This is a genomic window from Janthinobacterium sp. EB271-G4-3-2 (assembly GCF_020858035.1).
GTDB lineage: Bacteria > Pseudomonadota > Gammaproteobacteria > Burkholderiales > Burkholderiaceae_D > Janthinobacterium > Janthinobacterium aestuarii.
In genome coordinates, this window is the sequence record NZ_JACYMG010000011.1 from 164351 (window position 1) to 190896 (window position 26546).

Below are 26546 nucleotides of genomic sequence, written 5' to 3' on the forward strand. Positions count from 1 at the left end.
GCCCGCCAGATCAATTCCCCTTGCGGCATAGGGAAAAGACAGCGCGGCGCTAAAAAAGGAGTAGGCTGGAAGGCCGTTCCATTTACGAGGAGATCCCATGCCGTCTGGAAAAATTCTTGTTGCCCAGGGAGGCGGTCCCACCGCCGTCATCAACCAGTCGCTGGTGGGCGTGGTGCTCGAATCGCGGCGTTTCCAGCATGTCACGCGCGTGTACGGCGCGCTGCACGGCGTGCGCGGCATCGTCAATGAAGAATTCGTCGATCTGACGCAGGAAACCAGCCACAACCTGGAACTGGTGGCCGCCACGCCGTCGTCGGCACTCGGCTCCACGCGCGACAAGCCCGACATCGCCTACTGCCAGCAAATCTTCGAAGTGCTGCGCGCGCACGAGATCGAACATTTCTTTTATATCGGCGGCAATGACTCGTCCGACACGGTGCGCATCGTCAGCGAGGAAGCGCACAAGGCCGGCTATCCGCTGCGCTGCATCCACATCCCGAAAACCATCGACAACGACCTGGTGGGCAGCGACCACACGCCAGGTTTCCCCTCGGCCGCGCGCTTCGTCGCGCAAGCATTCGCCGGCGCCAACCTCGACAACGCAGCCTTGCCCGGCGTCTACGTGGGCGTGGTGATGGGCCGCCACGCGGGCTTTTTGACGGCCGCCTCGGCGCTGGGCAAGAAGTTCCCCGACGACGGCCCGCACCTGATCTATCTGCCCGAGCGCGTCTTCGTGCTGGAACAGTTCCTTGCCGACGTGAAGGCGACCTATGAAAAATACGGCCGCTGCGTGATCGCCGTCTCGGAAGGCATCCACGACGCCTCGGGCGAACCGATCGCCAGCCTGCTCGCCAAGGAAGTCGAACGCGATGCGCACGGCAATGTGCAATTGTCGGGCACGGGCGCGCTGGCCGACCTGCTGTGCGACGAAATCAAGGCCAAGCTCGGCATCAAGCGCGTGCGCGGCGATACCTTCGGCTATCTGCAGCGCTCCTTCATCGGCTGCGTCTCTGATGTAGATCAACGCGAGGCCCGCGAAGTGGGCGAAAAAGCCGTACAGTTCGCCATGTGGGGCGACCGCGACGGTTCCGTGGCCATCAAGCGCACGGGCTTTTATTCCGTCGATTACGAGTTGCTGCCATTGACGGAAGTGGCGGGCAAGACGCGCACCATGGAAGACGAATTCATCAGCGCCAGCGGCACGGACGTGACCGATGCTTTCCGGTTATATCTGCGCCCGCTGCTGGGCTCGGGCATGCCCGATGCCTTCCGCCTGCGGGCGGCCAAGGTGGCGAAAGTATTGAAACCCTAGCTGTTTTCCGCCAGCAACAGCGGCCGTAGTTTCACGGCCGCCTCCTTGAGCTGCGGCACGTGCTGCATCAGTTGCTCCACGGATTTGCGCGCCACGGGGGCGTGGCAGGCCACGGCCGCCACGATGCGTCCGTCGGCCGCGCAGATAGGCACGGCCACGGCCACCATGCCGTGCACGAATTCCTCGTCGTCGATGCCGATGCCCAGCCGGGCGATGCGCACGATTTCGCGCTCGAGCAATACTGGGTCGGTAATGCTTTTCGGCGTGCGCGCTTGCAGGGTCAGCATGGCCAGCAATTCGCGCCGCTCCAGCAAACTCATATGCGCAAGGAATAATTTTCCGCTCGCCGTGCAATGCATGGGCGCCCGCGTGCCCAGCACCAGGTGCAGGCGCAGCGGTTCCTGCGTTTCCACGCGGTCCACATACACGATCGCATTGCCCTCGGGAATGGCCAGGTTGCACGTCTCTCCCGTGACCGCCACCAGGCTGCCCAGGATGCTGCGGCTCACGCGGATCAGGGCATTGTTGCGCAGGGTCGCCAGCGCCAGGTTGGTCGACGCGGCACCGGGCACATAGCCGCGCCCCACGGGCGTGCGCAGCACATAGCCGTGCTGTTCCAGGGTATCGAGCAGGCGCATCATGCTGGCCTTGGGCACCTGCATGCGCGCGGCCAGCTGCGACAGGGTCAGGGGCTGGCTGGCGCTGGCCAGGTGCTCGATCAGGCGCAGCACGCGCAAGCCCCGCGCCTCGTCGCCATGACTCGCCGTTGTGCCGGTCTCCACTTGAGCACCTTCTTCGGCCTCGCCCGGCCGTTTTTGAAACGCATCATGCATGTTCTGTTTCACCTCTCGCGTATGCGGTGGTTTCCGCTTGTCCCGATGCCGCACGTCTTTTATAAATGGAACCAAACGTTCCAAAAATAACCAATAAAGACCAGTGTATCGCAAAAAACGCCCGCCGAGGCGATGCGATACCGCAACGCAGGAGACAAAAGCAATGTTGCAAACACACTACGATTACATCGTTGTCGGCGCCGGTTCCGCCGGCTGCGTGCTGGCCAACCGCCTGTCGCACGACAGCAACAATCAGGTATTGCTGCTGGAAGCGGGCGGCAAGGACAACAATCCCTGGATACACGTGCCGGTCGGCTATTTCAAGACCATGCACGATCCCAAGCTCGACTGGTGCTACCGCACGGAAGCGGACGCCGGCATCGCCGGGCGCCAGTTGCAATGGCCGCGCGGCAAGGTACTGGGCGGCTCCAGCTCGCTCAACGGCTTGCTGTACGTGCGGGGCCAGAAGGAAGATTACGACCGCTGGGCCGAGCTCGGCAATGCAGGCTGGAGCTATGCCGAAGTGCTGCCCTATTTCAAGAAATCGGAAGACCAGGAACGCGGTGCCAGCGATTACCACGGCGTGGGCGGCCCGTTAAAAGTGTCGGACCTGCGGCTGCGCCGTCCCATCGCCGAACATTTCATTGCCGGCGCCACGGAAAGCGGCATCCCCTTCAATGCCGATTACAACGGCGCCACCCAAGAAGGCGTCGGCTACTTCCAGCAGACGGCCAGCAAGGGCTTGCGCTGGAGCACGGCGAAAGCCTTCCTTCGGCCGGCCCGCAAGCGCGCCAACCTGCGCGTGGAAGTGCGCGCACAAATCACGCGCGTGCTGTTCGAGGGCAAGCGCGCCGTCGGCATCGAGTTCCGGCAGGATGGCCAGCTGCGCCAGGCGCGCGCCAGCGGCGAAGTGATTTTATGCGCGGGCGCCATCGGCTCGCCGCAAATCCTGCAATGCTCGGGCGTGGGACCGCGCGCCCTGCTCGATGAAGTGGGCGTGCCGCTCGTGCACGATTTGCCCGGCGTGGGACAGAATTTGCAAGACCATCTGCAAATCCGCCTCGTCTTCAAGACGCGCCTGAAAACCCTGAACGATGAAGTCAACAGCCTGTGGGGCAAGCTGTGGGTGGGCATGCAATATGTGTTTTCCCGCTCGGGACCCTTGACCCTGGCGGCCAGCCAGGTGACGGTGTTTACCAAGTCGTCGCCCGAAGTGGAACGGCCCGACATCCAGTTCCACATGCAGCCCTTGAGCGCCGACAAGCCGGGCGAAGGCGCGCATCCGTTTTCCGCTTTCACGTCGTCCGTGTGCCAGCTGCGCCCGCACAGCCGCGGCCACGTGTCGATCAAGTCCGCCGATCCACTCGCTTATCCTGGCATCTACCCGAATTATTTGTCCGACCCGCGCGACCAGCAGACGGCGGTTGCCGCCCTGCGCGTGGCCCGAAAAATCGCCGCCGCGCCGTCGCTGGCGCCGCACATCATTTCAGAGTTCGTGCCCGGCCCGCAGTTCGAGACGGATGCGCAGCTGCTGGATGCGGCGCGGCGTTTCAGCCAGTCGATCTACCACCCGAGCGGTACCTGCAAGATGGGGCATGACGCGATGGCCGTCGTCGACGACCGCCTGCGCGTGCACGGCATGCAGAACCTGCGCGTGGTCGACGCGTCGATCATGCCGGAAATCGTCTCGGGCAATACGAACGCGCCCACCATCATGATCGCCGAAAAAGCGGCCGACATGATTTTGGCGGACGCCGTGCGCCTGCCCAAGGCTGCCTAAGCAGCTCCCCATTCCACCTCACCCAGGAGGATGCCAGCGGCAGGCAGACGGCCCCGCCCCATGTAAAGGCGACAAGCCAAACATCAAACACATAATCGATATCGATTGGAGACTAGATATTATGGACAACAATACGAACCATCCGAAAAAGGCCAAAGAGCTACGGAAAGTCGTGATGGCCAGCGTGATCGGCGCCACCATCGAATGGTATGACTTCTTTTTATACGGCGTCGTGGCCGGCATCGTGTTCAGCAAGCTGTATTTCCCGGGCGGCGATCCGCTCGTCTCGACCATGCTGGCTTACGGCACCTTCGCCGTGGGCTTTCTGTCGCGCCCCATCGGCGGCGTGATCTTCGGCCACTTCGGCGACAAGATCGGCCGCAAGAGCATGCTGGTGATGACCCTGATGATCATGGGCATCTCCACCTTCCTGATCGGCGTGCTGCCGACGTATGACCATATCGGCTACTGGGCTCCGGGCCTGCTGCTGTTCCTGCGCGTGCTGCAAGGCATCGGACTCGGTGGCGAATGGGGCGGCGCCGTGCTGATGGCGTATGAATATGCGCCCCCCAAAGAGCGCGGCTTCTACGCCAGCCTGCCGCAGATCGGCCTGGCCATCGGCCTGTGCCTCGCGTCCGGCGTGGTGGCGATCCTGTCGTACACCTTGACGGATACGCAATTCCTTTCGTGGGGCTGGCGCATAGCCTTCATCCTGTCGGCGGCCCTCGTCTTCATCGGCATGTGGATACGTTTGAACGTGATGGAAACGCCTGAGTTCCAGGCCGTCAAGGAAAAGAACGCGGAGACGCAGATTCCGTTTTTCGACCTGCTGAAGCGCTATCCGGGCAATGTATTAAAAGGCATGGGCGCGCGCTATATCGACGGCGTGTTCTTCAATATCTTCGGCGTGTTTTCCATCACCTATCTGACCAACACCATCAAGATCGACCGCACGGAAGCGCTGATGGGCGTGATGGCGTCGGCCGTCGTGATGTGCTTCTGCATCCCGTTTTTCGGCCGCCTGTCGGACCGCATCGGCCGCACCAAGGTCTTTTTCTGGGGCTCCTTGATCACGGGCGTGTCGTCGATTCCCGCCTTCTGGATCATGCTCAACCACGCCGACAGTCCGCTGCTGCTGTGGTGTTCCGTGATCATTCCGCTGGGCGTGCTGTATTCGGCCGTGTACGGCCCGGAAGCGGCCCTGTTCTGCGACCTGTTCGACGCCAAGGTGCGCTACACGGGCATCTCCTTCGTGTACCAGTTCTCGGGCATCTTCGCCAGCGGCCTGACGCCCATCATCGCCACCTACCTGCTGAAAACGGGCAATGGCGAGCCGTGGCACATCGTCGGCTACATCCTGTTCGCCTCCCTCGTCTCGGCCGTCAGCGTGGCCATGATCGGCAAGGGCGGCTCGCAGCCCGATGGCCGCATGAAGACGGCGCACGCGCGGTAAGACATCCGGGCGTAAAAAAAGGCAGGCCTCTTGCGAGCGCCTGCCTTGTTTGTTCAAGCTACAGCTTAGATAACAATGGTCTGATGCTCGTCGCCCACGCGGGCGCGGATGGTGCCGATGCGCGAGACGGTTTCGCCGGCCGCTTGCAATTGGGCGATGGCGGCGTCCGCGTTCTCTTGCGAGACGATGACGGTCATGCCGATGCCGCAGTTGAAGACGCGGTGCATTTCGGCGTCAGCCACGCCGCCGTGCTGTTGCAGCCACGTGAACAGCGGTGGCATGGTCCACGATTTCGAATCCAGTTCGGCCACCAGGCCAGGCTGCAGCACACGCGGGATGTTTTCCACCAGGCCGCCGCCGGTGATGTGCACCATGCCCTTGACTTCCATGGCATCCATCAGCGCCAGCAGCGGCTTGACGTAGATGCGCGTCGGCTGCATCAGCACGTCGGCCAGTTTACGGCCATGGAAGTCGCCTTCCAGGTCGGGTTTCGCCACTTCGATGATCTTGCGCACCAGCGAGTAACCGTTCGAGTGCACGCCCGACGAGGCCAGGCCCAGCACCACGTCGCCCGGGGCGATCTTGGTGCCGTCGATGATTTTCGATTTTTCCACGGCGCCGACGGCAAAACCTGCCAGATCGTATTCGCCGGCCGGGTACATGCTAGGCATTTCCGCCGTTTCGCCGCCGATCAGCGCGCAACCAGCTTGTTCGCAACCCTGGGCGATGCCCTTGATGACGTCGGTGGCAATCGCCACGTCCAGCTTGCCGCAAGCGAAGTAGTCGAGGAAGAACAGCGGCTCGGCGCCTTGCACCAGGATATCGTTGACGCTCATGGCGACGAGGTCGATGCCGACCGTGTCATGGCGGTTCAGTTCGAACGCCAGGCGCAATTTGGTGCCCACGCCGTCGGTACCCGAGACCAGCACCGGTTCCTTGTACTTCTTGCTGATTTCAAACATGGCGCCAAAACCGCCCAGGCCGCCCATCACGCCTTCGCGCAGGGTGCGCTTGGCAAACGGCTTGATTGCTTCGACTAAAGCGTCGCCTGCGTCGATATCGACGCCAGCGTCACGGTAGGAAAGGGAAACATTAGAAGTCTGGTTCATGGTGTGGTGGCAGCGGAGGCGGTAAAATAGAAGGCGGATACCCGCCGGCACGCGCGCGCAAGCATGTTTTTCAACATCGTGCGGCAGGGCGCCAGCGGGTGAATTCGGTCGATCAAGTCGCTATTTTATCAAACTGCCCCGCTATTTCGTAATTAACTGCCTTTTTTTAACGCAACAGTACAAACTACATGCCATTCGCCATCACCGCCGAACAGAAGCAAACAGCATTTTGGATCGCGGTCTGGCTGGCATTTTTGCTGCTGCTCGTCAGCCTCGGCCCCATCCTGACGCCCTTCCTGGCCGCCGCCATCCTCGCCTACGTGCTCAATCCCGGCGTCGACCGCTTGCAGCGCCTCCATTACAAGCGCTTTTACGTGCCCCGTCCGCTGGCCGTGCTGGTCGTCGTAGTGTTGTTTTTCCTCGCCATTACGGCGCTGGTGCTGATCGTCGTGCCCGTGTTGCAGAAGGAAATCCCGCTGCTGCAGGCGCAAATCCCGCAATTCCTCAGCAAGGCGAACGAGTTCCTGGCGCCGAAACTGCGCGACCTCGGTATCCGCGTGCGCCTGGACGGCACGGGCATCAAGCGCATGCTGAGCCAGCAGATGGCCACCAGCGGCGATGAAATCTGGAGCACCGTGCTCGCCTCGGCCCGCATCGGCGGCACGGCCGTGCTGGGCTGGCTGGCCACCGTGGTCTTGATTCCCGTGGTGCTGTTCTACCTGTTGCTGGACTGGCATCCGATGCTGGCGCGCATCGCCGCCGCCGTGCCGCGCCGCTGGGTCGGCCGCACGGTGGGCATGGCGCAGGAAGTCGACACCCTGCTGGCGCAATACCTGCGCGGCCAGTTGCTTGTCATGCTGGTGCTGGCCACGTATTACTCGGTGGCACTGGCCATCGCCGGTTTTGAAGTGGCATTGCCTGTGGGCATCATCACGGGCTTGCTGGTGTTTATCCCCTACCTGGGCTTCGGCCTGGGCCTGATGCTGGCGCTGATCGCCGCCCTGCTGCAGTTTGCCGACTGGAGCGGCGTCATCGCCGTGGCCGTCATCTACGGCTGCGGCCAGGTCATCGAAGGCTTTTTCCTCACGCCGCGCCTGGTGGGCGAGCGCATCGGTTTAAATCCACTGGCCGTGATCTTCGCCTTATTGGCTTTCGGACAATTGTTCGGTTTCGTCGGCGTTTTGCTCGCTTTACCCGCTTCTGCCGTCCTGATGGTCGCTTTTAAGCATCTAAGACGCCACTACCTCTCCAGCAGCTTCTATAATACCTAGTAAAAGCGGATATCATATCAACCTAGCAATACCACGATGCACATGCAGTAATGAAAAACAGGACAAGGCGTACGCCATGAAACAACTGGTGCTCGATTTAGGCACAGACCAGGCGCACAGCCTCGATACCTTCGAGGTGGGACAAAATGCCGAAGTGGCGCAGCTGATGCGCCAGTTCGCCGCGCGCACGTCGCGCGAACATTTTGCCTACTTGTGGGGCGAACTGGCCGCCGGCAAGAGCCACCTGCTCAAGGCCCTGGCCAGCACCGAGCGCGCGCGCTACATTTCGCCATTCTCGATCGAGTCCGAATTCGTGTATTCGCCTGACGTCGACCTGTACCTGCTCGACGACTGCGAAAAGCTGTCGCCGCTGGCGCAGATCGACGCCTTTGCCCTGTTCAATGAAATCCGCGCCAACAAGGCGTTCATGGTGTGCAGCGGCGCCGTGCCGCCCGCCGTGCTGCCCGTGCGCGAAGACTTGCGCACCCGCATGGGCTGGGGCCTGATCTACCAGATCCACGGCTTGACGGACGATGAAAAAATCGCCGCCCTGACCCAGGCGGCCACCACCCGCGGCTTGACCTTGTCGCCCGGCGTGTTACCCTATCTGCTGTCCCATTTCCGGCGCGACATGCGTTCGCTGTCGACGATGCTGGACTCTCTCGACCTCTACTCCCTGGAAACCCAACGCCCGATCACCTTGCCATTGTTGCGCGAGTTGCTGCAGGCGGAAGCGAAAGAATGATGAATCTGGCCCTGTTTGACCTCGACCACACCCTGCTGCCCATCGACTCGGATCACGAGTGGGGCGAATTCCTGGTACGCATCGGTGCCGTGGACGCCGCCGAATTCACCCGCCGCAACGACGAATTTTTCGCGCAATACCAGGCCGGCACGCTCGATCCGGTGGAATACCTGGAATTCTCGCTCGGCACGCTGGCGCAATTCCCGCGCGAGCGCCTGGAAGCGCTGCACCGGCAATTCATGGCCGAAGTGGTCATGCCGGTCATCCGCCCGGAAGTCGTGGCCCTGCTGAAACAGCACCAGGACGCGGGCGACCTGCTGGCCATCGTCACGGCCACCAACCATTTCATCACCAAACCCATCGCCGATGCGCTGGGCGTCGAGCATCTGCTGGCCGCCATGCCCGAATATGACACTCAGGGCAATGTCACGGGCAAGCTGGTAGGCACGCCGACCCTGGGCGCGGGCAAGCTGACCCACACCTACGCCTGGCTGGAAAAGATGGGCAAGGAACTGGGGCAGTTCGAGCGCAGCTATTTTTACAGCGATTCGCACAACGACATTCCCCTGCTGTCGGTCGTGACCCACCCTGTCGCGACCAACCCCAACACCGCTTTGAGCGCACACGCATCCCTCCACGGCTGGCCATCACTCCACTTATTCAATGATTAAAAAATTCATCCGCAAGATCCTCGGCGTTAAAAAAGAGGCAGCGCGCGACACCACGGCACCCATCGTGCTCGGTCCTGCGCAACACGGAATCGACCCGAAACTGGTGTCGTCGAATGCCATCCGCGTCACCAGCAGCCTGCAGGAAGCGGGCTTCGAGGCCTTTGTCGTCGGCGGCGCCGTGCGCGACCTGCTGCTGGGCGTCAAACCGAAAGACTTCGACATCGCCACCAACGCCACGCCGGAACAGGTCAAGCGTTTGTTCCGCCGCGCCTTCATCATCGGCAAGCGCTTCCAGATCGTGCACGTGATGTTCGGCCAGGATTTGCTGGAAGTGACGACCTTCCGCGGCGCCGGCGCCGACTCCGCGCCCAAGGATGAACATGGCCGCGTCCTGCGCGACAACACCTTCGGTCTGCAGCACGAAGACGCGCTGCGCCGCGACTTCACCATCAACGCCATGTACTACAACCCGGCCACGCAGGAAGTGCTCGATTACCACGGCGGCGTGGAAGACATCCGCGCCAAGACCTTGCGCATGATCGGCAAGCCGGAAGAGCGCTACCGCGAAGACCCCGTGCGCATGCTGCGCGTCGTGCGCTTTGCCGCCAAGCTGAAATTCACCATCGAGCCGCACACGGCCGCGCCGATTCCCGTCATGGCGCCGCTGATCAACAACGTGCCGGCGCCGCGCGTGTTCGACGAAATGCTCAAACTCCTGATGAGCGGCCACGCGCTGGCCTGCCTGCAGCAGCTGCGCAAGGAAGGCTTGCATCACGGCCTGCTGCCGCTGCTCGACGTGGTGCTGGAACAGCCGCTGGGCGCGAAATTCGTCACCCTGGCGCTGGACGCCACGGACCAGCGCATCGCCGCCGGCAAGACCGTCTCGCCGGGCTTCTTGTTTGCCTCGCTGCTGTGGCACCAGGTGCTGGAAAAATGGACGGCCTACCGCGCCGCCGGCGAGTCGACGATCCCCGCGCTGCACCTGGCGGCCGACGACGTGCTCGACTCGCAAACGGAAAAACTGGCCTTGCAGCGCAAGATCGGTTCCGACATGCGCGACATCTGGTCGATGCAGCCGCGCTTTGAGCGCCGCGTCGGCAAGGCGCCGTACAAACTGCTTGAGCACCTGCGCTTCCGCGCCGGCTACGACTTCCTGCTGCTGCGCTGCGCCTCGGGCGAGATCGACGTGGACATCGGCGAATGGTGGACGGCCTTCTATGAAGGCGACGAGGAAACGCGCGAAGCGCTGCTCGTCAGCGCCAATGCCGCGCCGGGCGCCGTCAAGAAGAAGCGCCCGCCACGCCGCAGCACGCGCAGCAAGACCAGCACGGGCGGCGGCTCGACCACCGGCAGCACCAGCGGCGAATGACGGTCACCGCCTACATCGGCATCGGGGCCAACCTGGGCGACGCGCGCGCGAATGTGCAGGATGCGATCGCGCGTCTGGCGCGCCTGCCTGGCGCATCCCTCGTTGACGCCTCGGCCAGCTACCGCACGGCGCCCATCGATTCGAGCGGCGACGACTACATCAACGCCGTGGCGCGCATCACGACCGCCCTGCCGGCGGAGGAACTGCTGCTGGCGCTGCACGCCATCGAGGCGGCGCACGGACGCGAGCGGCCTTACCGCAACGCGCCGCGCACCCTGGACCTGGACTTGCTGCTGTACGGCGACGAGCAGATCGCCAGCGCCACCCTGACGGTGCCGCATCCGCGCCTCACCGAGCGCGCCTTCGTGCTGGTGCCGCTGCTGGCCCTGGCGCCCGCCATCGTCGTGCCCGGACTCGGGCCGGCGCAAGCCTTCCTGGCAAGCGTCGCCGACCAGGCCATCAGCCAGCTCTGAGCCACGGCGCCAGACATACACTACAATGCCGCCCCTGCACGCCGCCATATAAAGTACTACACTAGCGGCGTCGCAATCGCATCACCCCCTTTCACTCTAGAGAATACTATGTCCGCTTATTTGCAAGGAACAGATCTGGCAGCCAAAGACAAGGCCGCCACACCGGCGCCGGCGCCAGCCAAGCCTGTCGCCAACAAGGCCGTGACCATCCATACCCTGGCCACGCTGCGCGCCGCCGGCGAAAAGATCACCATGCTGACCTGCTATGACGCCAGCTTCGCGTCCCTGATGGACCGCTGCGGCGTGGAGATCCTGCTGATCGGCGATTCGCTCGGCATGGTCTGCAATGGCCACAATTCCACCCTGCCCGTCACCGTGGCCGAACTGGCCTACCACACGGCGTCCGTCGCGCGCGGCAGCAAGTCGGCCATGATCATGGCCGACTTGCCATTCGGCGCGTACGGCACGCCTGAAACAGCCTATGCGAACGCCGTCATCCTGATGCAGGCCGGCGCGCACATGATCAAGATCGAAGGCGGCGCCTGGCTGGCCGAAACCGTCCGTTTCCTCACCGAGCGCGGCATCCCCATCTGCGCCCACATCGGCCTGACGCCGCAATCCGTGCACCAGCTGGGCGGCTATAAAGTGCAGGGCAAGAGCACGGAAAGCGCGGCCGAACTGAAGAACGATGCGCTGGCGCTGCAAAACGCGGGCGCCGCCATCGTGCTGATGGAAGCGATGCCGACACAGCTGGGCAAGGAAGTGACGGAGATGCTGACGATCCCGACGATCGGCATCGGCGCAGGTCCCGACTGCTCGGGCCAGGTGCTCGTCATGCACGACATGCTGGGCGTCTTCCCAGGCCGCAAGGCGCGCTTCGTGCGCAACTTCATGGAAGGCGCGGCCAGCATCGACGACGCCGTCACCGGCTACGTCAAAGCCGTCAAGGATGGCAGCTTCCCGGCGCTGGAACACTGCTTCTGATCTTCTGATCTAGCCTATTGAGGCGATATCGCCCCGGCACTCGTCGGGGCGATTTTTTTTTCGAACTGGCTGGGCGTGGCTTCAAAGCCGACGATACCTGCCAGTGAAGCGGCGCTTTCCTGATGCAGCCGCAGCACTTTTCCATCCACGATGCGGCGGTCAAAACGGGGAATGAACAAGCTATCGTCCTGGTAGCGCAGCTGGCCTTCGGTGCGCAAGCCCACCGCGCGCGCCACAGTCATGTATGCGGCCTCATTCCGCAATACCTTGGCGTCGCTGGCGGTCTTGCCGCGCGGACGCTTGACGATGAAATGGACAGCCGCGTCCTCGTCCGCCAGGGCGCCATCGGCATGCCAGAGACCGGCATGGTCAGTGGTCAGCAGATATTTCGGCGCCGCTCCTTGCACCCCCAGACTGCCGGCGCCCAGCATGCTATGCATCAGCATGCGCTCATTGAAGGCATCGCCGCGACCTATGATCTCGTCCAGTGAAAAACCGGTCTGCGGCTTGCCCTTGTCATGGCGATTCATATGCTGTGCGTAGTACTGCACGGCCTCGGCGATGCGCACGCGCCCGACGGGATTGAATGCGCCAGCGCACATCAGAGGAAAATCGGCAGCCGGACCATCGGCCAGTTGCAGCTGCCCAAGCAAATATGTCCGTCCGCTTCCCTGGGGAATCAGGTCAAAGATAAAGGCTGGCCACTGCGCCAGCTTCTGCATCTCTGCGCCATGAAAAATTCAATAGGCCCTAAAAGAACTATTTTAAGCCGGCAACACCCTTAATTAGCCCTTTTAAGTACCCTTATAGCAATTACCCCACCTGTATCCACGTCGTCTTCAACTCCGTGTACTTGTCCAGCGCGTGCAATGACTTGTCGCGCCCGTTGCCCGACTGTTTGTAGCCGCCGAACGGCACGGTGATGTCGTCGCCGTCGTACTGGTTGACGTGCACGGTGCCGGCACGCAGGGCGCGCGCCGTCTGGATGGCCTTGGTGATGTCCGAGGTCCACACGGCTGCCTGCAAGCCGTATGGCGTGGCATTGGCCTGCTTCACCGCTTCGGCGATATCCGTAAAGCCCAGCACGGACAGCACGGGGCCGAAGATCTCTTCGCGCGCGATCGTCATGCCGGCCTCCACGCCAAAGATGGTCGGCTGCACGTAGTAGCCACCTGTCTCCGCGCGCACGGCCTCGCCGCCGCCCAGCAGCTGCGCGCCTTCGCTCTTCCCGGCCGCGATATAGCCCATCACCGTTTGCATCTGCGTGGCGTCGACGATGGCGCCCATAACGGTGGCTTCGTCAAGCGGGTCGCCGGGCTGGAAGCGGGGCAGCATGGCCAGCGCCTTGGCGATAAATTCTTCCCTGATCGATTCTTCCACGAACAAACGCGAGGGCGCGTTGCAGCTTTCGCCCTGGTTGAAGAAAATGGAGCCGACGGCGGCCGCCACGGCCTTGTCCAGATCCGGGCAATCGGCGCACACGATGTTGGCGGACTTGCCGCCCAATTCCGTCCACGCCCTTTTCAGGTTCGACTGGCCCGCCATCTGCACGATCAATTTCCCCGTGCGCGTGGAACCCGTAAAACCGATGCAATCGACGTCCATGTGCAGCGCCAGCGCGGCGCCGGCCTCGCTGCCGTAACCAGGCAGCACGTTGAAGACGCCCGCCGGCACGCCCGCTTCCAGCGCGATGTCGGCCAGGCGCAGGGCCGTCAGCGGCGATTTTTCGGATGGTTTCAATATCACGCTGTTGCCGGCCGCGAGGGCGGGCGCGATCTTCCAGGCGGCCATGATCATCGGGTAGTTCCACGGCACGATGGCGGCGACGACGCCTACCGGTTCGCGCGTGATCAGGGCCAGGCTGTTGGCGGGAGTTGGGGCGATTTCATCGTAGACCTTGTCGATCGCCTCGCCATACCAGCGCAGGCAGTTGGCTGTGGCGCCCACGTCCACGCTCTGGCTGTACTTGATCGGTTTACCCATGTCCAGGGTTTCCAGCAGGGCCAGTTCGGGACCGTATTTCTGCACCAGGTCGGCGAACTTGATCAACACGCGCTTGCGCTGCGCGGGCGATTTGCCTGCCCAGCGGCGGTCGTCGAAGGCGGCGCGGGCGGCCTGCACGGCCGCATCCACGTCCGTGCCATCGCAGCGGGCCACCTGACCCAGCAAGCGCCCATCGATGGGCGACAGATTGTCGAAAGTCTGGCCGGACGTGCCCCCCACTCGTTCGCCATTGATGAAGGCGCGTCCATCGATCGTGAGCGCTGCGGCCCGCGCATGCCAGCTGGTGTTTTCCATCATGGTCGTCTCCTGCAAGGTGAAAACGCCAGCTTACTCTAGTCTTCCAAATACGCTGCGGACAGTTGCTTGCGGCGTCTGCGGTCGGCGCGCGCCAGCATCACGGCGTACGCGATCACGGCGAGCGTCACGACGAGAATGGTCAGCGCGGCAATGGCGTTCACGCGGGGATCGAGCCCCAGGCGCGCGCGCGAGAAGATCACCAGCGGCATCGTCGTCGAACCGGGACCGGACAGGAAAGCCGAGAGCACCACGTCGTCGAGCGACAGGGTAAACGTCAGCAGCCAGGCGGACGCCAGCGCCTGCGTGATGTTCGGCAGGGTCACGAGGAAGAACACCTGGTGCGCGCGGCAGCCCAGGTCCATGGCCGCTTCGGCCAGGGATTTACTCATCTCCTGCAGGCGCGATTGCACCACCACGGCCGCATACGCCATGCCCAGCAAGGTGTGGCCCAGCCAGATGGTCAGCACGCCCCGCTCGGGAAAACCGAAAACCTTTTGCATGGACACGAGCATCAGCAGCAGGGACAGGCCGATGATCACTTCCGGCATCACCAGCGGCGCGCTGACCATGGACGAGAACAAGGTGCGGCCACGGAAGCGCTGGTAGCTGGTCAAGGCAAAAGCGGCAAACGTGCCGAGGATGACGGACGAGGTGGCCGACATGAAGGCGATCTTCAGGGACAAACCGAAGCCCGAGATGATCTCCGTATCGCTCATCAACTCGCTGTACCAGCGCAGCGAAAAACCGCTCCACACCATGTCCTGGCGCGAGCTGTTGAACGAAAAGACGATCAGCACGATGATGGGCAGGTAAAGGAACAGATAGCCGAGCGAGAGCCAGCCGCGGCCGAACCAGCGCTGCAGGAAAGTACGTCCGTTCATGTGCGCTCCTCCGCGTCCTGCTCCGTCTTGTATTTGTTAAAAATGGCCATCGGCACGAGGATCAGCAAGACCACCAGCACCGTCACCGACGACGCCATGGCCCAGTCGTTATTGGTGAAATATTCATCCCACAGCACGCGGCCTATCATCAGGGTTTCCGGGCCGCCCAGCAGCTCGGGAATCACGTATTCGCCCACGGACGGAATGAACACCAGCATGGCGCCGGCGATAATGCCCGACTTCGACAGGGGCACGGTGATGCGCCAGAACGCCTGCAAGGGCGTGGCGCCCAGGTCGGCCGCCGCTTCCAGGTAGCGCATGTCCATTTTCACCAGGTTCGCGTACAGGGGCAGGATCATGAACGGCAGGTAGGCGTACACCATACCGACGACCAGCGAGAACGAGGTGTTCATCATGTGCAGCGGTTCGCTCACGACGCCCAGCGCGATCAAGAGATCGTTGAGCAAGCCGTGGTTGGCCAGGATGCCCTTCCACGCATACACGCGCAGCAGAAACGAGGTCCAGAACGGCAGCATCACCAGCATCATCAGCACGGGGCGGATCGACGGTTTGGCGCGCGCCATGAAGTAGGCGAACGGGTAGCCGATGAAGAGGCAAATGGCCGTGGTAATCGCCGCGTATTTGATGGAACTGAGGTAGGTCAGCAGATACAGTTCATCGGCGGCGATGAACAGGTAATTGGCGATTTTCACCTTCAGCACGACGATGCCGTCAACGTACGACAGCAAGCCGCCGAACGGGCTGCCCGCCGTGTCCATGTCGGACAGGCTGATACGCAGCACGATCAGGAAGGGCACGAGGAAGGCGGCCGCCAGGAACAGCGACGGCACGGCGATGACGGCGTTGCGCCCAGTCACCCAACGCAGGGTGACCAGGCTACGCAGCGATTGCAGGAGGGACGTCATGGTGGCCTCAGCTGGTCAGCACGACGATGTCGGCGCCATCCCACCACACCCACACGCGCTGTTCGCGCTCGAGACGCACGGCGTCGTGGCGGGCCGCGTTGGTGCGCGACACTTTCACCATGGTGCCGCTGTCGAGCCGCACGTGGTAGCTGGTTTCATTGCCAAAATACGCCATGGCGACGATCACGCCCTGGGCGCAGTTGTAGCCGTGTTCCGCCGGCGATGCGCGCTCTTCCAAGGCGGGTGGCGCGATCTGGATGCCGATTTTTTCGGGGCGCACGGCCACCGAGACATCCATGCCCAGGTTGCCCGTGATGCCGTGCGACACATAGTGCTCGCCATCGGGCGTGGCGATCACCACGTGATCGGGTTCGTCCTGCGTGATGCGGCCGTCGAACAGGTTGACGCTGCCGATGAAGTCGGCCACGAAACGGCAATTCGGCGTCTCGTAGATTTCGCCGGGCGCGCCCACCTGCAAGATGCGCCCTTCGCTCATGACGGCGATGCGCGTGGCCATGCTCATGGCCTCGTCCTGGTCGTGCGTGACCATCACGCAGGTGACGCCCACTTGCTCAATGATGTTGACCAGTTCCATCTGCGTGCGTTCGCGCAGTTTCTTGTCGAGCGCGCCCAGCGGCTCGTCGAGCAGCAGCAATTGCGGACGCTTGGCCAGGCTGCGCGCCAGCGCCACGCGCTGCTGCTGGCCGCCCGACAGCTGGTGCGGCTTGCGCTTCGCGTATTGGCCCAGCTGCACCAGCGCCAGCATCTGCTCGACGCGCGCCGCCACTTCCGCTTTCGGCAAACCGTCGCGGCGCAGTCCGAAGGCGATGTTGTCCCACACGGACAAATGCGGGAACAGCGCGTACGACTGGAACATCATGTTGATGGGACGCTGGTGCGGCGGCACGTCGACGATGCTGTTGCCCGCCAGGGCGATGCGCCCCGACGTCGGCGTCTCGAAACCGGCCAGCATGCGCAGCAGGGTCGACTTGCCGCAACCTGAACTGCCCAGCAGAGCGAAAATCTCGCCCTTGTTGATCGTCACGGAAATATCATTGACGGCGCGCACGCCATCGAATTCCTTGACCAGTTGATCAATCAGCAAGAAAGGCGCTGGGGCGTCGCTGGCCGACGCGGCTGGTGTTGCTATCGTCATGTGGAGGCTTTGGGTAAGTGGCTATCAAAATGAAAAACTGGCCGCTACAAAGAGCGGCCAGGATGGAAGTTTAGCGGAACTGCCGCGATTCTGGTCCAAAAAAATGCATAGATGCCGCTTATTTGGGTAAAAACCCAACGGCAAAGGCTGGGGTCAGACCCGGCGGGTCTGACCCCGGTATTTAAGCCAGCTCAGAGCTAAACCCATCCCTTCGCCTGTACATCCGCATACGTCTTGTCCAGGCACAGCCGTATCAAGCCCACCATTTCATCGATCTGCGCGCGCGTCATGACCAGCGGCGGGGCGACGATCATGCGCTCGCCCACGGCGCGCATGATGACGCCGTTGTCGAACATGTGGCCGCGGCAGATCATGCCCACGCCCTGGCCCTCGTCGAACAGCTCGTTCTCGTGCACGGTGGCGCCCTTCTTGCGCACCAGGTTCAGGCCCGCGACCAGGCCGCAGCTGTCCGCATAGCCGACCAGCGGATGTTCGCCCAGGCTGGCGAAGCACTGCTTCAGGTACGGTCCCGTGTCGTCGGCCACCTTGGCCACCAGCCGCTCTTCCTCGATGATGCGGATGTTTTCCAGCGCCGCCGCGCAGGCGACGGGGTGGCCCGAATACGTAAAGCCGTGCGTGAATTCGCCCCCCTGCTCGATCAGCACCTTGGCGACACGGTCTCCCACCAGCACGCCGCCCAGCGGCACATAGCCCGAGGTGACGCCCTTGGCGAACGTGATCAGGTCGGGCTTGATGCCGAACAGTTCGGAACCGAACCAGCGCCCCAGGCGGCCGAAGCCGCAAATGACTTCATCGGCGATCAGCAAGATGCCGTACTTGTCGCAGATGCGCTGGATTTCGGGCCAATAGGTCGAGGGCGGGATGATGACGCCGCCCGCGCCCTGCACCGGTTCGCCGATGAAGGCGGCCACCTTGTCGGCGCCGATTTCCAGGATTTTGTCTTCCAGCCAGCCGGCCGCCTTCAGGCCAAAGGCTTCCGGTGTCAAGCCCTGGCCCGACTCCAGGTAATTGGGCTGGCCGATATGCACGATGCCCGGTATCGGCATGCCGCCCTGCGCATGCATGCCGTCCATGCCGCCCAGCGACGCTCCCGCCACCGTGCTGCCGTGATACGCGTTGTGGCGGCTGATGATGGTGTGGCGTTCCTTGTGGCCGAGGATATCCCAGTAGCGGCGCACCATGCGCAAATTCGTGTCATTGCCTTCGGAACCGGAACTGGTGAAGAACACGTGCTGGAACTGCGGCGGCGATATCTGCGCCAGCTTGGCGGCCAGCTGCGCGGCCGGCACGTTCGTCGTGCCAAAGAAGCTGTTATAGAACGGCAGCGTTTCCATCTGTTTGTACACGGCTTGCGAGATCGACGTGCGGCCGTAGCCCACGTTCACGCACCACAGGCCCGACATGCCATCGACGATCTTCTTGCCCTGGCTATCCCACAGGTAGACGCCGTCGCCGCGCACCATCACGCGCGCACCCTTGGCTGCCAGATCCTGGAAATCGGTAAATGGATGCAGGTAGTGGGCCGAGTCCATCTGCTGGATGGCGGCCGTGTCGTACACCTGCGGCGCCGCGTTTTTCTGCGCCACGGAGGCAACCAGGGCGGCGCTTGGCGCCAGCGGATTGTTGGATGTGCTCATAGATGATCCTTTATACGTGCAGTAACAGGTGTTCGCGCTCCCATGGGCTGATCACCGTCATGAACTCCTGGTGTTCGAGGTCCTTGATGGCCGCATACACGTCGATGAAGCGCTCGCCCAGCACCGTGCGCAGCTTGTCTTCCGCGCGCAGCAGCTGCAAGGCCTCGGGCAAACCTTGCGGCAGTTCGAACTTCATGTCGTAGGCGCTGCCCACCATCATCGGCGTCGCTTCCAGCTGCTCCGTCATGCCCAGGTAGCCGCAGGCCAGCGTGACGGCCAGGGCCAGGTAGGGATTGGCGTCGGCGCCGATGATGCGGTTTTCCACGCGCCGGTCCTGCACGCCCGACTCGGGCACGCGGAAGCCCACCGTGCGGTTGTCCAGGCCCCACTGGATGTTGATCGGCGCGGCCGTGTGGCGCACGATGCGGCGGTAGGAATTCACGTAGGGCGCGACGATGGCCATGGCCGACGGCATGTAGCGCTGCAAGCCCGCGATGTAATGCTTGAAGATGGGCGCGGCAGAACCGTCCTCGTTGCTGAAGATATTCAGGCCCGTCTTCGCATCGACGACGCTCTGGTGCACGTGCATGGCGGACCCCGGCTCGCCCGCCATGGGCTTGGCCATGAAGGTGGCGTACATATCGTGTTTCAAGGCCGCTTCGCGCAGGGTGCGCTTGAAGAAGAAGACCTTGTCGGCCAGGCCCAATGGGTCGCCGTGCAGGAAGTTGATTTCCATCTGCCCCGCGCCGATTTCGTGGATCAGGGTGTCGACGTCAAGGTTCATCAATTCGCAGTAATCGTAGATATCCTCGAACAGCGGATCGAACTCGTTGACGGCGTCGATGCTGTACACCTGGCGGCTCGTCTCGGCCCGGCCGCTGCGCCCGATGGGCGGTTTCAAGGGCAAGTCGGGGTCCGTGTTTTTCGCCGTCAGGTAGAATTCCAGTTCCGGCGCCACGACGGGTTTCCAGCCCTTGTCCGCATACAGTTTCAGCACGCGCCGCAACACGGATCTTGGGGCGAAATCGACCAGCGCTCCGTCGGAAAAATAGCAGTCGTGGATGACTTGCGCGGTGGGATCGGTTGCCCACGGCACCATGGTGATGGTGGTGGGATCAGCCTTCAAAATCATGTCGCGGTCGGTGCTGGAAATGGCGCGGTCATAGCCGCCGTCATCGACCGGATAATTGCCCGTCACCGTCATGCCCAGTACCGCTTCCGGGATGCGCATGCCGCGCTCCTGGGTAAATTTCCCGCGCGGCAGAATCTTCCCCCGCGCCACGCCCGTCAAATCGGGGACCAGGCATTCGATTTCCGTGACGCGCTTTTCATTGAGCCACAAATCCATGTCCGTATAAGTGAAATTTTCGCGTATTGCCATGTTTCCCTCTCGCTGGTCTTGATCAAACGCCGCGTGCTACTCGTGCGGCGCGCCGGTCATTCTTTCTTTCGGTGCTGCTGTTCCTGGTAATCGCGGCATGCCTGGCCGAAGGCGCCAAACAGCCGCATGGACTGCGGATTGTCCTCCACCTGCCATTCCGGGTGCCATTGCACGGCCAGCGCAAAGCCGGCGGCGCTGGCCACGCTATACGCTTCCACCAGGCCGTCGTCGGCCAGCGCTTCCACCAGCAAGCCATCGGCCAGCCGCGCCACGCCCTGGCCATGCAGGGAATTGACCATCATTTCGCTCTCGCCGCCCAGCAACCGTGACAGCAGGCCGTCGGGCATCAGCTTGATGCGGTGCGCGGGCCCGTACTGGCGCGCCAGGGGATCGAGCACGTTTTCACGGTGGTCCTGCATGCCCGCTACCGCGTGCACGGCCTGGTGCAGGCTGCCGCCCAGGGCCACGTTGACTTCCTGGAAGCCGCGGCAAATGGCGAGCAGGGGCAGCTGGCGCGCCAGCGCGGCGCGGATCAGGGGCAAGGTGGTGGCGTCGCGCGCGGGGTCTTGCGGCAGGTCGGGATGCAGGATGTCTTCGCCATACAGGCGGGCGTCGACGTTCGAGGCGGAACCGGTCAGCATGACGCCGTCGGCGATGCGCAGCGCCGCTTCCAGGTCCGCGTCCGCGCCCAGGGCGGGCAGCAGCAGCGGCATGCAGCCGGCGCCACGCAGCACGGCGTGCAGGTATTTGTCCTGCGCCATGTGCCAGGCATGGCTGCCCAGCTGACGCTGGCAGGCGGGAACGAGAACGACGGGACGGCGCATAGAGCTTCCTCGCTGGCGTGACGATCCAATGACAGCGCCATGACAGCGCTGCCGCTCGCTTCACTGTACAGCAGAGCCGCAGGCAGCGGCCACACCGATGGGCGTGGCCAGCGATGGCACACATCGCCTACACTACGGCTTTGCAATATTGCACTTAGTAAAATCATCATATGCCCGTCCGGCGCCAAACACCAGCGCCGCAGGCAAAGTCCCTCACTTTCCCATGCATCCACACCGTATTCCAGCCTTCCTGAACACCTTTTCCACCCCGAGGGGGCGGCCATGAAGCACATGCCATGGCGCGACTTCTTCGCCCTCGTCGTCAGCATCGGCGTGGTCGGCCTGGGCCTGGGCGCCACCATGCCGCTCACCGCGTTGACCCTGCACCAGCGCGGCGTGGGCACGGACATCATCGGCATGATCACGGCCGTCAGCGCCCTCGGCATCCTGGCCGCCTCGCCGTTCGTTTCGCGCTGGGTGGGGCGTTTCGGCGCGCGCGCCACCATGCTGGGCGCCGTGTGGGTGGCGTCGCTGGCGACGATCGCCATGCAGTGTACCGACCACCTGCTGGCGTGGAGCTTGCTGCGCTTCCTGTTCGGCGGCGCCATGGGCGTGCTGTTTACCATCGGCGAGGCGTGGGTGAACCGACTGGCGCCCGACAATTCGCGGGGACGGGTGGTGGCCATGTACACCACCAGTTTTACGTTTTTCCAGCTGATCGGCCCTGCCCTCGTGGCGCTCTTCAACGACAAGATTTCGTGGAGCTTCGCCGCCTGCGGTCTGCTGTTTCTGCTGGCCGTGCCGGGATTGATGCTGATCTCGAACAGCGGCCCGGAAAGGGAGCCGGAAGAACACGGCGTGAAGTGGCCCCTGATCCTGCCGCGCATGCCGATGATCGTGCTCGGCGCCGCCTTCTTCGCCCTGTTCGACACACTGGCATTGAGCTTGCTGCCGCTGTACGCGATGGAGCACGGCATCGGCACGGACCTGGCCCTGCTGTCGGCCACCGTGGTGCTGGTGGGCGACACTGGCCTGCAATTCGCGCTGGGATGGATGGCCGACCGCTACGGCCGCGCCAAAGTCCACGCGGGCTGCGGCGTGGCCGTCTGCCTGCTGCTGCCGCTGCTGCCGTTTGCCGTCGGCACGCCGTGGCTGTGGTGGACCTTGCTGCTGTTGCTGGGCGCGGCGGCGGGCGGCATCTACATGCTGGCGCTGGTGGCCTGCGGCGAACGGTTTACGGGCCTGTCGCTGACCAGCGCCAGCGCCATCGTCAACGCCACCTGGGGCGTGACCAGCGGCGGCGGCCCCCTGCTGACGGGCGTCCTGATGCAGTCCGTGGGCGTGAACGCCCTGCCGGCCGTGATGTGGGTGTGCGCCGCCATTTTCGTCGGCAGCGCCGTATGGGAACGCAGGAAGGGGATCGTGTAACGCGCTATTTCTTTTCCAGCCGCTGCCGCAGCTCGTCGGCCACCGGATAGTCGGGATAGGCCTGCCGGAACGCCGTCCACTCTTCCTGCGCCAGCGCGCCTTCGCCCGCCTTCAAAAGGGCGTCGATCTTCACCAGCCACACGCCAGCGTCGAGTTTTGCGGGCGGCGGCATCGGCGCGGAGCGGGCCGCGACGGGCACGGGCGCCTGGCGCTGCATACTGGACTCGGCCTGCATGGCCGCTTGCTGCTCCATCGCCTGGCTCATCGCCGTGGCAGGCGCCGGTGGGGCCACTGCTACCGCCTGCGGCGCGGAAAACGGGGCTGGCGCCGGCGGCGCTGGCTTGGCTGCCATTTTGGCCATGGCGCGCGGCGCTGGCGCTGCCGGCGGCGATGGCGCGGGCGCAGCGGCCGGTGCGGCAACCGGTGCGGTGGCAGGCGCGGACATCACCTCCTGCGTGACCGGTTCCCCCACCACGGGAAATTGCGCCGGCTTCGAGCCGAACCAGTCCACGCCGATCAGGTTCACCGTCAGCAGCACGGCGGCGGCCAGTCCCAGCGGAACGCGCCAGCGCTGCAGGTAGTCCGGCGATTTCTTGGCCGGCAAGGTGCGCAGCACGCCGTCGGCGCTGTCGTTCGCGGCTGCCGGTTTTTGCAAGGCTTTTTCCGCGTCCGCCAGAATGGCCGCATCGAGGGCGCTGGAAGGCGCCGGCTGCGGCAGGCTGGCCAGCAGCGCGTTCAATTCCTCGTCATTCGGTTCGTCGTGATCGTGCGTATTCATGCCTGTCCTCCCGCGCCAGCGGCGCTGTCCAAGCCCGCGCGCAATTTCTGCATGGCGTAGCGCAGCCGGCTCTTGACGGTTTCCGCTTCCGCCCCCGTCACGACGGCGATCTCGAGGATGCTCATGCCGCTGAACTGCTGCAGCACCAGCGCTTCCTTCTGCTCCACCGGCAGCGCGGCGATGGCCGCATGCAGCCGCGCGTGCTGCTGTTTCTGCTCCAGCGATTGCGGCGGCGACGCGCCCTCGTCCGCCCGTTCGCCCGCGTCATCGTGTTCCTGTCCTTCCCGCTGGCGCAGCAGGTCGATCAGGCGGTTGCGCGCGATCTGGTACAGATAGGTGCGGAATGCCGCTTGCGGCTGATAGCCGGCACGCGCCGCATGCAGACTGGCCCACGCATCCTGCACGATCTCGTCCACCCACGCGCGGCGCGGCGAACGCCAGGCCACGAAGCGGTACAGGCCATGGCTATGGCGCCGGTACAGTTCGCGAAACGACGGCAGGTCGCCGGCGCCGTAGCGCAGCATCAGGTCTTCATCCGTCGCGGTAATCAGGGTGTCGTGCATGCGGACCAGTGTAGCCGAACTACGCGGCAGCGGCAATTTCACTACGCCATCAACGTGCAGTGGGTGCATAGCTGATGCGGCGCACTTCGCGTATCTGTCCCTCCTTGAGCGTCCCTTCCACCAGTTCATAGCCGAGCAAGGCGAAGACCCGGCCCTGCAGGAACAAAGGACGCGCATTGCCGTACCAGTCCACGCACGACGCGCGGCAGCCGTCGTCCGGCGCCTGGCCCGGCCGCGCCGCCAGCGCGCCCAGTTCCGTCAATGTCAAACCGCTGTTGCGCAGATACAGGACGGAGGCGGCTGGCTTGTTGAGGCCGGGCCGCTCGTCCGCGCCCAGGATCGGCAAGCCGATCATGCCCTCACCGGCCGCTTGCGGCTTGTAGAAAAAGCCGTGACTGCGCGACTCGCCCTGCGCCGCGTCGGCGCGGATGTAGCGCGTGGCAATCGCCGCCTGCGCCCCCAGGCCGATGGTGCTGAAGTGCAGATCCCTGCCCTGAGCGCCGATCACCACGGCGTCATTGCCCAGCGCCTCGATGCGCTCCACGCCATGCGGCAGGGACAAGGCTTGCACGCTGCCCGCATCGGCCCAGCGCACGGCGTACAGGGGCTGGCGCGGCCAAGCCTGGTCCGCCTTGCGGCGTCCCGGATTGCCGGGATTGCCGTACAACAGATAGGATCCCACATAGCGGTTCTGCAAGCCGTAGCCGCCGCCACCGGGCAGCGGCTTGTAGCTGCTGGCGGGCGCGCTGTCGCGGCCATCGGAAAACGACGCCAAGGGCACGCGCAGCAAGGCCATGTCGCCCCGCCCTCTTGCACCATCCCACATGGCGTCGCCCTGGCCCTCGGCGCGCAGCAGCACGTTCAGGTGGCCATCGCTACTTTCCAGGAACGAGAACTGGTCGACGGGCGCGCCGGCCACCTTCAGGGCGCTGGGCGCGCTGCCATCGAGGGGAATGCGGAACACGCCCGAGTCGCTGCCGCGGCGCGTCGTCCACACGAAAACGGATTCGCCCGACACATAAAATACGCGGCCCTGCGGCCCCATCACGGCCGTCGCTTCGCAGCGCATGTCGCGCTGCGCCAGGTCGCACACGGTGACCGTGTGCAGGGTCAGGCCGAAGCCCGTTTCGGGTTCTTCATCGGTACGGTAGATGCGCGTGGCCGGGGCGATGCGCTTGAAGTCGGATGGCACGGCGTCGGGGCGCCAGCGGCGCAGCGCGGGAAAGCCGCCGAACGGGTCGCCACGGCGCAGGTTCAGCGACAGGGGCGAATAGAACACCAGTTTGCCGCCGACCAGGCGGCTCGCGTAATTGCGCGACGAGTAATAATCGTTGGAGCGCAAGTGATAGGTGGAGCGGTAGGCCAGCTTGCCGTTCGCATCGATATCGAACAGGCCGATCTCCGTGCCGCCACGGCTGTAGCTGTAGCCGATCACCACGACCGTATCGCCGTCGATCAGCATTTCGTCATACCAGCTGCCGGAAGGATCGCTGCCCGGCGCGAACGCGTCGAGCGAGGACACGGGCTGCAAGGCATTGCCGCCCACCGCCACCGTGAACAGCTTGCCCCGCCGGAGCATCACCAGGTGCTTGCCATGCAGCTTGACGATGCCGCCTTCGTCCACGCCCGCCGTCTGCACATTGGTGACGGATTCCGCCGCTTCTGCCGATGGCGCGGGGGCCGCCTTGGCCGCCATCGGCGCGGGAGGAGCGGGCGGCGCCGACATGGACTGCGCCGTGGCGCGCTGCAGTTTCTGCTGCTCCCGCAGCAAGGCCGCCTGGCGCGCCTGCAGCTGCTGCAGGTAGCTGCTCAAGGCTTGCTCGCTGGCGAACGGCGCCAGGGTCTTGCGCGGCGCCGTGCCGGCGGCGTGGCTGCCTGCCGACAGCAGCAGGGACAGTATCAATGTGATCTTGAGGGCGCTGGACATCGCTTCTTCTCCGGTTGGCTGGGGTGTCCAACATGAAACGCGGCGGCGCAGAAAAAGGGGTTAAACGCGCGTGAAAATATTCACTCGGCTGCTGCCTTACTCAAAACCCCGTATGCGGTCGCCATTGAAATTCGGCAGCCGCCATTCGAAGTGCAGGGCCAGGAAGCGGAACAGGAAACCGGCGCCGATGGACGCCAGCTGCGCCACGGAGCTGTCGACCTTGAAGTACAGCAGGCCCACGTACAGGCTGCCAGTGAACAGCGCCACGGTGGCATACACTTCGCGCTGCAGCACGAGGGGAATCTGGTTGCACAGGATATCGCGCAGCAGGCCGCCGAAGACGCCCGTGATCATCCCCGCCAGCACGACGATGGCCGGGTGCATCTTGGCCGACATGGCGATGTCGCAGCCGATCACGCAGAACGCCACCAGGCCCAGTCCGTCGACCAGCAAAAAGATGGCGCGCAGATGGTGCAGATAGCGCGCGACAAAAGCCGTGACGATGGCCGCGCCGATGGTAAACAGCAGGTATTCTGGATGCGCGATCCAGCCCAGCGGATAGTGCCCCAGCAGCACGTCGCGCACGGTGCCGCCGCCGAGCGCCGTGACGGTGCCGATCATGCAGATGCCGAACAAATCCATGCCGCGCCGCATGCCCATGATGGCGCCGGACATCGCTTCGGCGACGATCGCCACCAGGTAAATCGTATATAGCAGCATGGT

Annotated in this window: 24 protein-coding genes; 10 read left to right on the forward strand and 14 right to left on the reverse strand. The window is 63.8% G+C overall.

Annotated features, from left to right (window positions below; genetic code table 11):
- Window positions 1-97 precede the first annotated feature (97 nt).
- Window positions 98-1312: a 6-phosphofructokinase gene (locus tag IGS55_RS21675; protein ID WP_070301051.1), complete on the forward strand. Its 1215-nt coding sequence runs from the start codon at window positions 98-100 to the stop codon at window positions 1310-1312.
- Here the strand turns inward: IGS55_RS21675 and IGS55_RS21680 are convergent.
- Window positions 1309-2157, reverse strand: coding sequence for an IclR family transcriptional regulator (locus tag IGS55_RS21680; RefSeq protein ID WP_442908196.1), 849 nt, complete (start codon window positions 2155-2157; stop codon window positions 1309-1311). The two genes, IGS55_RS21675 and IGS55_RS21680, sit on opposite strands and share 4 nt — an antisense overlap.
- Window positions 2158-2308: 151 nt before the next feature.
- Between IGS55_RS21680 and IGS55_RS21685 the strand changes: the two genes are divergently transcribed.
- Together IGS55_RS21685 and IGS55_RS21690 are read left to right on the forward strand one after the other, a co-directional pair.
- Complete coding sequence (locus IGS55_RS21685; protein ID WP_230517010.1) at window positions 2309-3925, forward strand: GMC family oxidoreductase; 1617 nt, start codon at window positions 2309-2311, stop codon at window positions 3923-3925.
- A 121-nt stretch (window positions 3926-4046) separates the two neighbouring features.
- Complete coding sequence (locus IGS55_RS21690) at window positions 4047-5378, forward strand: MFS transporter (RefSeq protein WP_230517009.1); 1332 nt, start codon at window positions 4047-4049, stop codon at window positions 5376-5378.
- Between the two features lie 65 nt (window positions 5379-5443).
- Here the strand turns inward: IGS55_RS21690 and purM are convergent, their stop codons facing one another.
- Window positions 5444-6487 carry a phosphoribosylformylglycinamidine cyclo-ligase gene (gene purM, locus IGS55_RS21695; protein ID WP_077408694.1) on the reverse strand — a complete coding sequence of 348 codons (1044 nt, stop codon included), beginning with the start codon at window positions 6485-6487 and terminating at the stop codon, window positions 5444-5446.
- A 188-nt stretch (window positions 6488-6675) separates the two neighbouring features.
- Between purM and IGS55_RS21700 the strand changes: the two genes are divergently transcribed.
- The 6 genes from IGS55_RS21700 to panB all read left to right on the forward strand — a co-directional run bounded on the left by IGS55_RS21700 (window position 6676) and on the right by panB (window position 12000).
- Window positions 6676-7758, forward strand: coding sequence for an AI-2E family transporter (locus tag IGS55_RS21700; RefSeq protein WP_070301049.1), 1083 nt, complete (start codon window positions 6676-6678; stop codon window positions 7756-7758).
- A 76-nt stretch (window positions 7759-7834) separates the two neighbouring features.
- Window positions 7835-8503 carry a DnaA regulatory inactivator Hda gene (hda, locus tag IGS55_RS21705; protein ID WP_058048421.1) on the forward strand — a complete coding sequence of 223 codons (669 nt, stop codon included), beginning with the start codon at window positions 7835-7837 and terminating at the stop codon, window positions 8501-8503.
- Entirely contained in the window at window positions 8503-9174 is a 672-nt protein-coding gene (locus IGS55_RS21710; RefSeq protein ID WP_128143214.1) for an HAD family hydrolase, read from the forward strand. The genes hda and IGS55_RS21710 overlap by 1 nt, the downstream gene beginning before the upstream one ends.
- Entirely contained in the window at window positions 9167-10543 is a 1377-nt protein-coding gene (gene pcnB, locus IGS55_RS21715; RefSeq protein WP_230517008.1) for a polynucleotide adenylyltransferase PcnB, read from the forward strand. Before IGS55_RS21710 ends, pcnB begins: the two co-directional genes overlap by 8 nt.
- Window positions 10540-11016, forward strand: a complete 477-nt coding sequence (gene folK, locus IGS55_RS21720; protein ID WP_230517007.1) for a 2-amino-4-hydroxy-6-hydroxymethyldihydropteridine diphosphokinase — start codon at window positions 10540-10542, stop codon at window positions 11014-11016. The genes pcnB and folK overlap by 4 nt, the downstream gene beginning before the upstream one ends.
- 108 nt (window positions 11017-11124) lie before the next feature.
- Entirely contained in the window at window positions 11125-12000 is an 876-nt protein-coding gene (panB, locus tag IGS55_RS21725; protein ID WP_230517006.1) for a 3-methyl-2-oxobutanoate hydroxymethyltransferase, read from the forward strand.
- Window positions 12001-12014: 14 nt separating this feature from the next.
- On the opposite strand, the gene IGS55_RS21730 is transcribed toward panB, so the two are convergent.
- The 8 genes from IGS55_RS21730 to IGS55_RS21765 all read right to left on the reverse strand — a co-directional run bounded on the left by IGS55_RS21730 (window position 12015) and on the right by IGS55_RS21765 (window position 21127).
- Window positions 12015-12722, reverse strand: coding sequence for a HipA domain-containing protein (locus tag IGS55_RS21730; RefSeq protein ID WP_230517005.1), 708 nt, complete (start codon window positions 12720-12722; stop codon window positions 12015-12017).
- A 91-nt stretch (window positions 12723-12813) separates the two neighbouring features.
- Window positions 12814-14298, reverse strand: a complete 1485-nt coding sequence (locus tag IGS55_RS21735; RefSeq protein ID WP_230517128.1) for an aldehyde dehydrogenase — start codon at window positions 14296-14298, stop codon at window positions 12814-12816.
- Between the two features lie 38 nt (window positions 14299-14336).
- On the reverse strand, window positions 14337-15182 hold the full coding sequence (locus IGS55_RS21740; RefSeq protein WP_034746027.1) for an ABC transporter permease: 846 nt from the start codon (window positions 15180-15182) through the stop codon (window positions 14337-14339).
- Window positions 15179-16108 (reverse strand): ABC transporter permease subunit, encoded by a 930-nt coding sequence (locus IGS55_RS21745; protein ID WP_070301043.1) that lies wholly within the window; start codon window positions 16106-16108, stop codon window positions 15179-15181. Before IGS55_RS21745 ends, IGS55_RS21740 begins: the two co-directional genes overlap by 4 nt.
- A 7-nt stretch (window positions 16109-16115) precedes the next feature.
- Entirely contained in the window at window positions 16116-17264 is a 1149-nt protein-coding gene (locus tag IGS55_RS21750) for an ABC transporter ATP-binding protein (RefSeq protein WP_230517004.1), read from the reverse strand.
- Window positions 17265-17461: 197 nt separating this feature from the next.
- Entirely contained in the window at window positions 17462-18922 is a 1461-nt protein-coding gene (locus IGS55_RS21755; RefSeq protein WP_268991908.1) for an aspartate aminotransferase family protein, read from the reverse strand.
- Between the two features lie 10 nt (window positions 18923-18932).
- The gene (locus IGS55_RS21760; RefSeq protein ID WP_099376355.1) at window positions 18933-20303 is read right to left on the reverse strand and encodes a glutamine synthetase family protein; all 1371 of its coding nucleotides are present in this window, start codon (window positions 20301-20303) and stop codon (window positions 18933-18935) included.
- Between the two features lie 56 nt (window positions 20304-20359).
- Window positions 20360-21127, reverse strand: coding sequence for a gamma-glutamyl-gamma-aminobutyrate hydrolase family protein (locus tag IGS55_RS21765; RefSeq protein ID WP_230517003.1), 768 nt, complete (start codon window positions 21125-21127; stop codon window positions 20360-20362).
- Window positions 21128-21409: 282 nt separating this feature from the next.
- Here IGS55_RS21765 and IGS55_RS21770 point away from each other — a divergent pair, with 282 nt between their 5' ends.
- A complete protein-coding gene (locus IGS55_RS21770; protein ID WP_230517002.1) occupies window positions 21410-22555 on the forward strand; it encodes an MFS transporter in 1146 nt (381 codons plus the stop codon).
- A 4-nt stretch (window positions 22556-22559) separates the two neighbouring features.
- Here IGS55_RS21770 and IGS55_RS21775 read toward each other — a convergent pair whose 3' ends face one another.
- The 4 genes from IGS55_RS21775 to IGS55_RS21790 all read right to left on the reverse strand — a co-directional run bounded on the left by IGS55_RS21775 (window position 22560) and on the right by IGS55_RS21790 (window position 26543).
- Window positions 22560-23333, reverse strand: coding sequence for a hypothetical protein (locus tag IGS55_RS21775; protein ID WP_230517001.1), 774 nt, complete (start codon window positions 23331-23333; stop codon window positions 22560-22562).
- Window positions 23330-23896, reverse strand: a complete 567-nt coding sequence (locus IGS55_RS21780; protein WP_230517000.1) for a sigma-70 family RNA polymerase sigma factor — start codon at window positions 23894-23896, stop codon at window positions 23330-23332. The genes IGS55_RS21775 and IGS55_RS21780 overlap by 4 nt, the downstream gene beginning before the upstream one ends.
- 49 nt (window positions 23897-23945) lie before the next feature.
- Window positions 23946-25823, reverse strand: coding sequence for a beta-propeller domain-containing protein (locus IGS55_RS21785; protein ID WP_230516999.1), 1878 nt, complete (start codon window positions 25821-25823; stop codon window positions 23946-23948).
- 96 nt (window positions 25824-25919) lie between these two features.
- On the reverse strand, window positions 25920-26543 hold the full coding sequence (locus IGS55_RS21790; RefSeq protein WP_034746006.1) for a trimeric intracellular cation channel family protein: 624 nt from the start codon (window positions 26541-26543) through the stop codon (window positions 25920-25922).
- Window positions 26544-26546 lie beyond the last annotated feature (3 nt).

Excerpts from the sequence above, each read along its gene's own strand:
- IGS55_RS21760 (WP_099376355.1), bottom strand. The coding sequence starts at position 20,303 with ATGGCAATACGCGAAAATTTCACTTATACGGACATGGATTTGTGGCTC.
- IGS55_RS21765 (WP_230517003.1), bottom strand. The coding sequence starts at position 21,127 with ATGCGCCGTCCCGTCGTTCTCGTTCCCGCCTGCCAGCGTCAGCTGGGC.
- IGS55_RS21730 (WP_230517005.1), bottom strand. The coding sequence starts at position 12,722 with ATGCAGAAGCTGGCGCAGTGGCCAGCCTTTATCTTTGACCTGATTCCC.
- IGS55_RS21785 (WP_230516999.1), bottom strand. The coding sequence starts at position 25,823 with ATGTCCAGCGCCCTCAAGATCACATTGATACTGTCCCTGCTGCTGTCG.
- IGS55_RS21780 (WP_230517000.1), bottom strand. The coding sequence starts at position 23,896 with ATGCACGACACCCTGATTACCGCGACGGATGAAGACCTGATGCTGCGC.
- IGS55_RS21790 (WP_034746006.1), bottom strand. The coding sequence starts at position 26,543 with ATGCTGCTATATACGATTTACCTGGTGGCGATCGTCGCCGAAGCGATG.
- IGS55_RS21700 (WP_070301049.1), top strand. The coding sequence starts at position 6,676 with ATGCCATTCGCCATCACCGCCGAACAGAAGCAAACAGCATTTTGGATC.
- IGS55_RS21690 (WP_230517009.1), top strand. The coding sequence starts at position 4,047 with ATGGACAACAATACGAACCATCCGAAAAAGGCCAAAGAGCTACGGAAA.
- IGS55_RS21675 (WP_070301051.1), top strand. The coding sequence starts at position 98 with ATGCCGTCTGGAAAAATTCTTGTTGCCCAGGGAGGCGGTCCCACCGCC.
- IGS55_RS21775 (WP_230517001.1), bottom strand. The coding sequence starts at position 23,333 with ATGAATACGCACGATCACGACGAACCGAATGACGAGGAATTGAACGCG.
- IGS55_RS21685 (WP_230517010.1), top strand. The coding sequence starts at position 2,309 with ATGTTGCAAACACACTACGATTACATCGTTGTCGGCGCCGGTTCCGCC.
- panB (WP_230517006.1), top strand. The coding sequence starts at position 11,125 with ATGTCCGCTTATTTGCAAGGAACAGATCTGGCAGCCAAAGACAAGGCC.
- folK (WP_230517007.1), top strand. The coding sequence starts at position 10,540 with ATGACGGTCACCGCCTACATCGGCATCGGGGCCAACCTGGGCGACGCG.
- hda (WP_058048421.1), top strand. The coding sequence starts at position 7,835 with ATGAAACAACTGGTGCTCGATTTAGGCACAGACCAGGCGCACAGCCTC.
- IGS55_RS21755 (WP_268991908.1), bottom strand. The coding sequence starts at position 18,922 with ATGAGCACATCCAACAATCCGCTGGCGCCAAGCGCCGCCCTGGTTGCC.
- IGS55_RS21735 (WP_230517128.1), bottom strand. The coding sequence starts at position 14,298 with ATGGAAAACACCAGCTGGCATGCGCGGGCCGCAGCGCTCACGATCGAT.
- pcnB (WP_230517008.1), top strand. The coding sequence starts at position 9,167 with ATGATTAAAAAATTCATCCGCAAGATCCTCGGCGTTAAAAAAGAGGCA.
- IGS55_RS21740 (WP_034746027.1), bottom strand. The coding sequence starts at position 15,182 with ATGAACGGACGTACTTTCCTGCAGCGCTGGTTCGGCCGCGGCTGGCTC.
- IGS55_RS21710 (WP_128143214.1), top strand. The coding sequence starts at position 8,503 with ATGAATCTGGCCCTGTTTGACCTCGACCACACCCTGCTGCCCATCGAC.
- IGS55_RS21745 (WP_070301043.1), bottom strand. The coding sequence starts at position 16,108 with ATGACGTCCCTCCTGCAATCGCTGCGTAGCCTGGTCACCCTGCGTTGG.
- purM (WP_077408694.1), bottom strand. The coding sequence starts at position 6,487 with ATGAACCAGACTTCTAATGTTTCCCTTTCCTACCGTGACGCTGGCGTC.
- IGS55_RS21770 (WP_230517002.1), top strand. The coding sequence starts at position 21,410 with ATGAAGCACATGCCATGGCGCGACTTCTTCGCCCTCGTCGTCAGCATC.
- IGS55_RS21750 (WP_230517004.1), bottom strand. The coding sequence starts at position 17,264 with ATGACGATAGCAACACCAGCCGCGTCGGCCAGCGACGCCCCAGCGCCT.